Genomic DNA, 9309 nt, shown 5'->3' with positions numbered 1-9309 from the left:
GTAACGGGGGCGGCGACTGGGGCGGGCTGTGCCGCTGGGGCAGGCGCGGCCTGCGCCGTGCCACCCGGCGGGATCAGCAGGAACTGTCCCTCGCGCACCGCGAGGTCAGAACCGAGACCGTTCCATTCCGCGAGGCTGCGCACGGGCACGTTGTAGAGCCGCGCCACGGAATAGGCCGTCTCGCCGCGTCCGACCTGATGGCGCACCGGCTCCTGACCGCTGGGCAGGGCGCGTGGGGCCGAGGGTAGCGAACTTGCCGTGGCGCTCGCGGCGGGGGTCTGCGGTGCCGCCGCGGGGCTGGTGGGCGTCGACTGGGGCGTCGCGCGGTCGATCGCGGCACCGGCGAGTGTGGTGACGTCGATCCGACCCGAGCCGGTCGACGAGCTGCTGACGGGCGGGTTGCTGGGCGTGATCGGACCGGTGATCTGCGCGCCGGTCGCGGGCGAGGGTTCGGCCACGCGGCTCGGCAGGGCGATCACCTCGCCGCCGCGCAGGCTGGTGTCGGCGGATACGCCGTTGTAGCGCGCGAGCGTGCCCGGCTCCAGCCCGAGGCGCGAGGCCAGCGAAACGATCGTATCGCCCTCACGCGCCACGGCGACCTGGTAGTTGGGATATGAGATCACGCCGCGATCGTCGGGGCGGGGACGTGGCGGCGGGTTCAGGGCGGCGGCCGAGGTATCGAACCCGTTGCCCATGTCGCGCAGGTCCGGATCGAACGGCTCCGCGCAGGCCGCGAGCAGCGCCAGAGCGGTGGAGCATGCGAGCGGCCGCCATGCGCGGCGAAATAGGGTGGTCTGCATCGATCTCGTCCTCGTTCCCTTTGCCCCCCGTGTCCCCCGGGGGTTGATACCTGCGGGAAGCCCCCGCTTCAGTCCTGTCCCAGCCCCTCGACCAGAGGCACGAAGCGCACCGCGCGCAGTTCCTCGTAGTCGAAGCCGCTCTTGGTTCGCGTCACCCGGATCAGGCTCTGCACCGTGTCCGATTGGCCGACCGGAAGCACCATGATACCGCCCACCCGAAGCTGCGCCAAGAGCGGGCCGGGCGGATCCTCCGCCGCGGCGGTCACGATGATGCGGTCGAAGGGGGCCTGTTCGGGCAACCCGAAGGAGCCGTCTGCGGTGATCGCCGTGATGTTGGGCAGGTCCATCTCCTCGAAGATCGCGCGCGCCTCAAAGACGAGGCTGCGAAACCGGTCGATGGTATAGATGCGCCGCCCCAGAAAACTGAGGATCGCGGCCTGATAGCCCGAACCGCAGCCCACCTCGAGCACCTTGTCGCGCGGCTGCACGTCGAGCGCCTGGGTCATCAGCGCCACCACCGAGGGTTGGCTGATGGTCTGACCGCAGGCGATGGGCAGCGGCATGTCGGCATAGGCGCGCTCGGCGAAAAGACCCTTTACGAAGCGCGCGCGGTCGATCTTTTCCATCGCGTCGAGCACGCGGCTGTCGGTCACCCCATGCGAGCGCAGCGCGTAGAGGAACCGCATCTTGGCATCGGCGTCAAAGCTCATGGCGCGCCATTTTCGAGCGCGGCGGTCACCGCCTCGAGCGCGTCGTGCGCGGTAAGGTCGGCGCGCATCGGCACGACCGAGATATAGCCGTCGAGGTTGTCCTGCGCGTCGGTGCCGGGTCCGGTGGGAGTGTCCTGCCGACCGCCCTTGACCCACAGGAATCGCCGCCCCGAGGGCGACACGTGCGGTTGCACCCCAAAGGCGGTATCGCGCCGAAAGCCCTGCCGGCCGACGCGCAGACCGCGTACCTCGGCCCCCGGCAGGGCGGGAAAGTTGACATTGTAGAACAGCCGGTAATCGGCCTCGGCGTCCCAGATCGCGTGATCGAGCAGGCGTCGCACCGTCGCCGCTCCATGTTGCCGCGCTGCCTCGAACGGGTCGTCGCGGCGGGCGTTGCCGGGGCCATAGAACTGCGACAGGGCGATCGCCGGCAGGCCGTGCAGCGCCGCCTCCATCGCGCCGCCGATGGTGCCCGAATACATGGCGTTCTCGGCGGCGTTGTTGCCGCGGTTGACGCCCGAAAGCACGAGGTCCGGGCGGCCTTGGGCCATCACGTCGTGCAACCCGGCAAGCACGCAATCGGCAGGGCTGCCCTCGGCGGCGAAGCGGCGGGGGCCAAGCTCGGCGATCATCGTCGGATGGGTATAGGAGATGCAGTGCGCCACGCCCGATTGTTCGAAGGCGGGGGCCACGACCCAGACCTCGCCGGAAGGGCCTGCGATCTCGGCGGCGATCTCCTCGAGCACCTTGAGGCCCGGTGCGTTGATGCCGTCGTCATTGGTGATGAGAATGCGCATGCGGCCCCCTTTGGCCCCTTGTTACGGGAGCGGCCGGGAGGCGGCAAGCATTCCGGCGGGCGGACGGCCGCCTCAGGGCGCCGCCTTCACCAAACCGTGCGAGAGCGGTCTTCGGGCCACGCTCACGCCCGCGTCTCAGGCCTCGAGGATCTCCGGCAGCAGGCGCGCGGCCTCGCTGTGGATATCGGTGAGATTGCCCCGGTCCTCGCCCGGATAGAACCGCGCGCGGGTCGCGGTGGGCATGGGGCGCGGAGCGAGGATGCGCACATGTGGGCCGGTCTTCACCGTTTCGGCCTGCCACGAGCGCACGAGCGCCATCTGCGCGGCCTTGGTGGTTCCGTAATGGCCAAAGAACTTCTCGCCGCCCACGGGGTCATCGAAGAATACGGCACGTCCGGTCTGGCCCAGCAGCGGCGCAACATAGGAGACGAGCCGCGCCGTGGCGCGCAGGTTCACCGCGATGGAGCGATCGAGGTCCTTGTCGGCCAGATGTGGCGCGGGTGCGAGTGGACCCGCATGGATCGCGGCATGGACCCAGAGCGCGAGACCGCCCCAGCGGTCGTGGATCGAACGGCAGAGCTGCTGCATCGCCTCGGGCACGGTGATGTCCATGGGCGCGAGCGTGGCCTGACCGCCCGCGGCGCGGATACGGTCGTCGAGCTCCTCAAGCGCGCCGGTGGTGCGCCCCACCGCGATGATGTGCCGATCCGGTGCGAGGGCTTCGGCGAGGGCGGCGCCAAGGCCGCGGCTGGCGCCGGTGATCAGGACGGGCAAGGTGGTCTCGGTCATGCCGCTGGGTCTCCCGTGGATGCGTTGTGGCGGCGCGCGAGTTCGGCGCGCGCGGCGTCGAGATCGCCTCGCGCGCCGATCCAGTCGCACAGGCGGTCGAAGTCCCGCTCGATGCTCTCGAGCCGGATCGTCATGCTGTGGCGCCGGTGGGCCAGAAAGGCCTCGATATTGGCGGTGACCGTTTCGACATGGTCCCGGCATTGTTCGATGAGGGTCGACTTGGGCTCGCGCCAGCGGGTGTGGGTCAGGATGTCCTGCCGGTAGGCGCGCAAGATCCCCTGACCCGAGCGGCGCGCGAAGCTGCGGGCGACCTCTTCGGGGTCGCGCAGCAGGTGCACATAGCCCGCCCGATCGCCGAGATCCCGGTCCAGACGGCCCAGGAACCAGCTCAGCCGGTTGTCGATCTCGATGTGGCGGGGCGGGAAGTCCAGCCGTGCCGCCCCGGTGAGGTGACTGCGGCTTTCATGGGCGACGCTCCAGTTGTCGAGGTGCCCGCAGGCCCGCGCAAGCGTGGTCGATCCGCAGCGCCCGGTGCAAAGCACAAGGATGCGGTCGGGGCGCTCTGACGCACCAGCGAAGGGCCGTGGATCGGTCATATGTCCTGCATTTGAAGTATTATCCCCCGCCCGGCAAGGCTTCGGCGTTGACCAGCGAGGCCGGAAAGCCGGAGTATGCGGCCCATCATCCCGATCGAGAGGAGACGGATCATGCCACAGGCATCCGAAGGGATAGGCGGTTTGCCGCGGCAGGGGATGGCGGTAACGATGGGTGTCGCTTTCGGGGGCGCGTTTCTCGTGGGCGTTGGTGCACAGATCGACGTGCCGATGTATCCGGTGCCGATGTCGCTGCAGACACTTGCAGTTTCGCTCGTCGGCTTGCTCTGCACACCGCGGCTGGCCGCAACCGCGCTCATCGTTTATCTCGCGCTTGGTGCCGTGGGGCTTCCGATCTTTGCCGGTGGCGGCAGCGGTGTCGCGGCGCTCTACGGTGCTACGGCGGGGTATCTGTGGGGGTTCGTCGTCATGGCTTGGCTGACGGCCCGATTGGTACAGCGATGGGGGCACGACGGCTTCGGCTGGCTTTTTCTCGCGGTGTATCTGCCATCCTTGGCCCTGCTGGTTCCGGGCGTGGTCTGGCTGGCCATGCGGACGCCCCTGACGCTGGGCGAGGCGGTGATGACGGGGGCCGTGCCGTTTCTCGTCGGCAAGGTCGTGAAGACGGCGCTGGCCATCGGCGGCGCCCGCGCCGTCTGGTCGCAGTTGGGCCATTGGCAACGCTGACGTCAGTGTCGGATTGGGTACCAAGTGAAGACATGAGGTCATCGCGTGCTATCTGTCCTGCAGGACGGAAGGGCGCGGATGACACGAAAGATGCAGAGGATTTGCCTGTGGTTCTATACGCAGGGCGAGGAGGCAGCGCGCTTTTACGTGTCGCTCCTGCCTGATAGCCGGATCGACCGCGTGCGCTACTCGGAGGCGGATCAAAGTCCGAGCGTGATCGAATTCACGCTTGGTGGCATCGGCTATGTCGCCCTCAACGCGGGTCCGCATCTTCGTTTGACCGAAGCCGTGCCCATCTCCGTTCTGGCCCGCGATCAGGCCGAGATCGACCGGCTTTGGTCGGCATTGACCGCCGAGGGTGGCGAAGGCGGACGCTGCGGCTGGCTGCGGGATCGGTTCGGCCTCTCGTGGCAGATCCTGCCAACCGCCCTGCCAAAACTGCTGGCAGAGGCGGATCGCGACGCGGCAGGCCGGGTCGCGCAAGCCTTCATGGAGATGGGCAAGGTGGAGATCGACGATCTTGAGGCGGCGTTCGCGAACGATGCCCGGAGCCGAAGTTCGGCCGAGGAGCCCGCCCCTTGGGAGGAGCCGACGGATCGCTGAACCGAGGGATTATTCCGCCGCGGTCTTGAGTTGGAAGCCCTTTTCGATCATGTCCGCCGGGACGACCGGATAGTCCCCCGAGAAGCAGGCGTCGCAATAGCGCGGAGCTTGGGGATCGCGGCCTTCAGCCACGCCCGCCGCGCGGTAGAGACCGTCGAGCGTAATGAATTTCAGGCTGTCGACGTCGAGATGGCGGCGCATCTCCTCCTCGCTCATATGCGAGGCGAGCAGCTTTTCGCGCTCGGGCGTGTCGACGCCGTAGAAGCAGGGCCAAGCGGTCGGCGGAGAGGCAATGCGGAAATGGACCTCGGCCGCGCCCGCGTCGAGGATCATCTCCTTGATCTTGCGCGAGGTGGTGCCACGCACCACCGAGTCGTCGACGAGGATGACCCGCTTGCCACGAATGAGCGCGCGGTTGACGTTGAGCTTCAGGCGCACGCCCATGTTACGGATCTGCTCGGAGGGCTCGATGAAGGTCCGGCCCATGTACTGGTTGCGGATGATCCCCATGCCATAGGGGATGCCACTCTCATGGCTGAAGCCGATCGCGGCGGGGGTGCCACTGTCGGGGACCGGGCAGACGAGATCTGCCTCGACGGGCGCTTCGCGAGCCAGTTCGATGCCGATCTGACGGCGTGTCTCATAGACCGAGCGACCGCCAAGGATGCTGTCGGGGCGAGAGAAATAGACGTGCTCGAACAGGCAAAAGCGCGAGGCGCGGCTCTTGAAGGGGAAGTTGCTCTCGACGCCGTTGGTGGTGATGACCACCATCTCACCGGGCTCGATCTCGCGTACCAGCTCGGCCCCGACGATGTCGAGCGCGCAGGTTTCGGACGACAGCACCCAGCCATCGCCAAGCTTGCCCAGAACCAGCGGCCGGACGCCCAGCGGATCGCGGCAGCCGATCAGCTTGGTCCGGGTCATCGCGACGATGGAAAAGGCACCCTCGCATTTGCGTAGCGCCTCTTCCATGCGGTCTGGGATGGACCGGCCCATGGAGCGCGCCATCAGGTGGATGATGCATTCGGTGTCGGACGAGGACTGGAAGATCGAGCCGCGCTCGATCAACTCGCGCCGCAGCGCCGTGGCGTTGGTCAGGTTGCCGTTATGGGCGACGGCGGCGCCGCCCATCGAGAACTCCCCGAAGAAGGGCTGCACGTCGCGGATCGCGGTCTGGCCCTTGTGGCCGGAGGTCGAGTAGCGGACATGGCCGATCCCGAGCGTGCCGGGCAGGGTTTCGAGCACCTCGCGCGAGGTGAAGTTGTCGCGCACATATCCCATGCGGCGGGCCGAGCAGAACCCGGCATCGGGGTCATGGGTGACCATGCCGGCGGCTTCCTGTCCGCGGTGCTGCAGCGCATGCAGGCCCAGAGCGAGGAAATTCGCGGCGTCCGAGACGCCGATGACGCCGAATACGCCGCATTCCTCCCTGAGCTTGTCGTCATCGAAGGGGTGGGCGGGAAAATCGCGCATCTGGCTGGCTCCGAATCCGGTGCGTTGCGAAGACCGTGTACGGCCTCTGCGTGCGAGTGTCACGAAAGGATCATATCATCCTTTCCGTCGGGTCGCCCAATGCCCTGTCGCGCGCCGCTGCGCAAGGCGAAGCGGGCGTTTCGCGGTCACGTTGTCGCGCCCGTGCCCGACCGCCACCACCGCGAGGCGCGTTGCAGCCTCCCACATAGGGGGGCACGATGTCGCGTTGCTTCCCCGCGCCCTGTCCCTAAGTCAGGATCAGGCAGAAGGATTTCGCCCATGGACACCTTTCTCGGCTTCGACGCGGTCACACTGGCCCGGATGCAGTTCGGCTTCACCGTCGCCTTCCACTTCATCTTTCCGGCGGTTTCGATCGGCTTGGCGAGCTTTCTGGCGGTGCTTAACGCGCTCTACCTGTGGAGCCGGGACGAGGCCTATCTGCGGCTGTTCAAGTACTGGCTCAAGATCTTCGCGATCTGCTTCGCGATGGGGGTCGTGTCGGGCATCACCATGTCCTACCAGTTCGGCACCAACTGGTCGGTGTTCTCTGACAAGGCCGGCCCGGTTATCGGGCCACTCATGGCCTATGAGGTGCTGACGGCGTTCTTCCTCGAAGCCGGGTTCTTGGGCATCATGATCTTCGGGCGCGACAAGGTCGGCCCCGGCCTGCACATGTTCGCGTGCCTTATGGTGGCGGTCGGCACGGCGATCTCGGCCACCTGGATCCTCTCGGTGAACTCGTGGATGCAGACGCCGCAGGGCTTTTCCATCGCCGAGAACGGCCAATTCGTGCCCGAGGACTGGTGGGCGATCATCTTCAACCCGTCTTTCCCCTACCGCCTCGCGCATACGCTGACGGCCGCCTATCTTACCACCGCCTTCATCGTCGGCGGGGTGGGTGCGTGGCACCTGCTGCGTGGCGAGCGGCAGAACCCCGGCGTGCGGACCATGTTTTCCATGGCGATGTGGATGGCGGCGATCGTCGCGCCGATCCAGATCTTCCTCGGCGACGCGCATGGTCTCAACACGCTCGAGCATCAGCCGGCCAAGGTCATGGCGATGGAGGGGCATTTCGAGAGCCATCCTGACGGCGCGCCACTTTATCTCTTCGGCATTCCCGACCAAGAAAACCAGACGCTGGATTATGCCATCGGGATCCCCAAGCTGTCTTCGCTCATCCTCAAGCATCACCTTGATGCACCGCTCGACGGGCTCGACACGATCCCGCGTGAGGATCAGCCTCCCGTCGCCATCGTGTTCTGGAGCTTTCGGATCATGGTGGGCTTGGGCTTCGCAATGCTGGGGGTCGGGCTGTTCTCGCTCTGGGCACGGTTTCGCGGGCGGCTCTACGACGCCAAGTGGCTGCATCGCGCCGCGCTGGTGATGGGCCCCTCGGGGTTGGTCGCGGTGATCGCAGGCTGGATCACCACCGAGGTGGGCCGCCAGCCCTATGTCGTCTATGGCGCGCTGCGCACGGCCGAAGCGCATTCGCCGCTGGGGGCGAGCGCGGTCGGCACCTCACTCATCGCCTTCGTGGTGATCTATTTCGTCGTTTTCGGCGCGGGCGTCGCCTACATCCTCAAGCTCATGCACCATGCCCCGGCGCTGGGCGAGCGCGGCGTCCGGGTCGAGCCCGGCCCGATCCGCAGCTCGGGCATCAACCCCGATCGGCAGATGCGCGAAAGCGGCCACGACATCGCACCGGAGGCCAACTGATGTTCTACTCCATCGACCTCACCGTCGCCTGGGCGCTGCTGCTGGCCTTTTCGGTCTTCGTCTATGTCGTGCTCGACGGCTTCGATCTCGGGATCGGCATCCTCTACCCGTTCTTCCGGGAGAAAGAGGACCGCGACATCATGATGAACTCGGTCGCCCCGGTCTGGGATGGCAACGAGACATGGCTGGTCTTGGGTGGCGGCGGGCTCTTCGCGGCCTTTCCGCTGGCCTATGCGATCATCATGCCCGCCGTGTACCCGGCCATCATCGCGATGCTGCTGGCGCTGATCTTTCGGGGCGTGGCGTTCGAATATCGCTGGCGCGCCACGTCGCGCCTGTCGAAGCGCGCCTGGGACGCGGCCTTCATTGGTGGATCGGTCACGGCGGCGCTGGCCCAAGGCATCATTTTGGGCGCGTTCCTGCAGGGCATCGAGGTCGAGGGCCGGGCCTATGCGGGTGGCTGGTGGGATTGGTTGACGCCGTTTTCGGTGCTGTGCGGCGTGTCGGTTGTGGCGGGCTACGCCTTTCTGGGGGCCTGCTGGCTCAACATGAAGCTCGAAGGCGAGATTCAGCACCGGGTGCGGGTCATGGCGCGCGTGTTCTTCTTCGCGACGATCATCGGCATCTTCGCGGTCAGTCTCGCGACGCCGTTCCTCGGTGCGGGCTATGCCGCGCGCTGGTTCGGCTGGCCGCAGCTCGCGCTGACTGCGCCGGTACCGATCCTGATCGCCGGGATCGCGCTCTTGTTGTTGCGCACGCTGTTCCACCCCGAGCGGGATCGGCTCCCCTTCATCCTCGGGCTGGTGCTCTTCGCGCTGTGTTTTCTTGGGCTGGGGATCTCGATCTGGCCATTGGCGGTGCCGCAGCAGATTACCTTGTGGGAGGCGGCGGCGCCGGCCAAGAGCCAGCTTTTCATGTTCGTCGGCGCGATCGTTCTGGTGCCGATCATCCTCGCCTATACCGGCTATGCCTACTGGGTGTTCCGCGGCAAGCTCGATCCCGAAAAGGGATATCATTGATGCTGCGGCGGATCATCTGGTTCGTGGCGCTCTGGGCGATGGGCGTGGCCACGGTCGGCGCGGTGGCCTATGCCATCCGCGCCTTTCTGCTCTGAGATCAGGCGGGGTCGTGTCGCGAAGTT

General features: G+C 66.8%; 11 protein-coding genes. 5 read left to right on the top strand and 6 right to left on the bottom strand.

Features of this window, described 5'->3' with window-relative positions; translation table 11 throughout:
• The 5 genes from MBELCI_RS17450 to MBELCI_RS17430 form a co-directional block, all read right to left on the bottom strand.
• The coding region (locus MBELCI_RS17450; RefSeq protein ID WP_045320443.1) for a LysM peptidoglycan-binding domain-containing protein at positions 1–800 on the bottom strand (800 nt) is incomplete at its 3' end.
• A 68-nt stretch (positions 801–868) separates the two neighbouring features.
• Entirely contained in the window at positions 869–1510 is a 642-nt protein-coding gene (locus MBELCI_RS17445) for a protein-L-isoaspartate(D-aspartate) O-methyltransferase (protein ID WP_021695572.1), read from the bottom strand.
• Complete coding sequence (surE, locus tag MBELCI_RS17440) at positions 1507–2307, bottom strand: 5'/3'-nucleotidase SurE (protein WP_021695571.1); 801 nt, start codon at positions 2305–2307, stop codon at positions 1507–1509. The genes MBELCI_RS17445 and surE overlap by 4 nt, the downstream gene beginning before the upstream one ends.
• Positions 2308–2442: 135 nt before the next feature.
• Positions 2443–3096: an SDR family NAD(P)-dependent oxidoreductase gene (locus tag MBELCI_RS17435; RefSeq protein WP_021695570.1), complete on the bottom strand. Its 654-nt coding sequence runs from the start codon at positions 3094–3096 to the stop codon at positions 2443–2445.
• Entirely contained in the window at positions 3093–3692 is a 600-nt protein-coding gene (locus tag MBELCI_RS17430) for a sulfotransferase family protein (RefSeq protein ID WP_021695569.1), read from the bottom strand. The genes MBELCI_RS17435 and MBELCI_RS17430 overlap by 4 nt, the downstream gene beginning before the upstream one ends.
• A 111-nt stretch (positions 3693–3803) precedes the next feature.
• Here MBELCI_RS17430 and MBELCI_RS17425 point away from each other — a divergent pair, with 111 nt between their 5' ends.
• Positions 3804–4376 (top strand): biotin transporter BioY, encoded by a 573-nt coding sequence (locus tag MBELCI_RS17425; protein ID WP_045320444.1) that lies wholly within the window; start codon positions 3804–3806, stop codon positions 4374–4376.
• 90 nt (positions 4377–4466) lie between these two features.
• Entirely contained in the window at positions 4467–4979 is a 513-nt protein-coding gene (locus MBELCI_RS17420) for a VOC family protein (protein ID WP_021695567.1), read from the top strand.
• A 9-nt stretch (positions 4980–4988) separates the two neighbouring features.
• Here MBELCI_RS17420 and purF read toward each other — a convergent pair whose 3' ends face one another.
• On the bottom strand, positions 4989–6452 hold the full coding sequence (gene purF / locus MBELCI_RS17415; protein WP_021695566.1) for an amidophosphoribosyltransferase: 1464 nt from the start codon (positions 6450–6452) through the stop codon (positions 4989–4991).
• Between the two features lie 279 nt (positions 6453–6731).
• Here purF and MBELCI_RS17410 point away from each other — a divergent pair, with 279 nt between their 5' ends.
• Genes MBELCI_RS17410 through MBELCI_RS17400 form a run of 3 tightly spaced genes read left to right on the top strand, consistent with a single transcriptional unit; the run spans position 6732 to position 9282 of the window.
• Complete coding sequence (locus MBELCI_RS17410) at positions 6732–8168, top strand: cytochrome ubiquinol oxidase subunit I (protein ID WP_021695565.1); 1437 nt, start codon at positions 6732–6734, stop codon at positions 8166–8168.
• Positions 8168–9187, top strand: a complete 1020-nt coding sequence (gene cydB / locus MBELCI_RS17405) for a cytochrome d ubiquinol oxidase subunit II (protein WP_021695564.1) — start codon at positions 8168–8170, stop codon at positions 9185–9187. Before MBELCI_RS17410 ends, cydB begins: the two co-directional genes overlap by 1 nt.
• Positions 9187–9282 (top strand): DUF2474 family protein, encoded by a 96-nt coding sequence (locus tag MBELCI_RS17400; RefSeq protein ID WP_045320442.1) that lies wholly within the window; start codon positions 9187–9189, stop codon positions 9280–9282. Before cydB ends, MBELCI_RS17400 begins: the two co-directional genes overlap by 1 nt.
• The last annotated feature ends 27 nt before the right edge of the window (positions 9283–9309 follow it).

Origin of the sequence: Limimaricola cinnabarinus LL-001, from assembly GCF_000466965.1 — a bacterium.
Taxonomy (GTDB): domain Bacteria; phylum Pseudomonadota; class Alphaproteobacteria; order Rhodobacterales; family Rhodobacteraceae; genus Limimaricola; species Limimaricola cinnabarinus.
The sequence above is the reverse complement of the archived record's forward strand: the minus strand, read 5'-3'. Positions and strand labels throughout refer to the sequence as shown.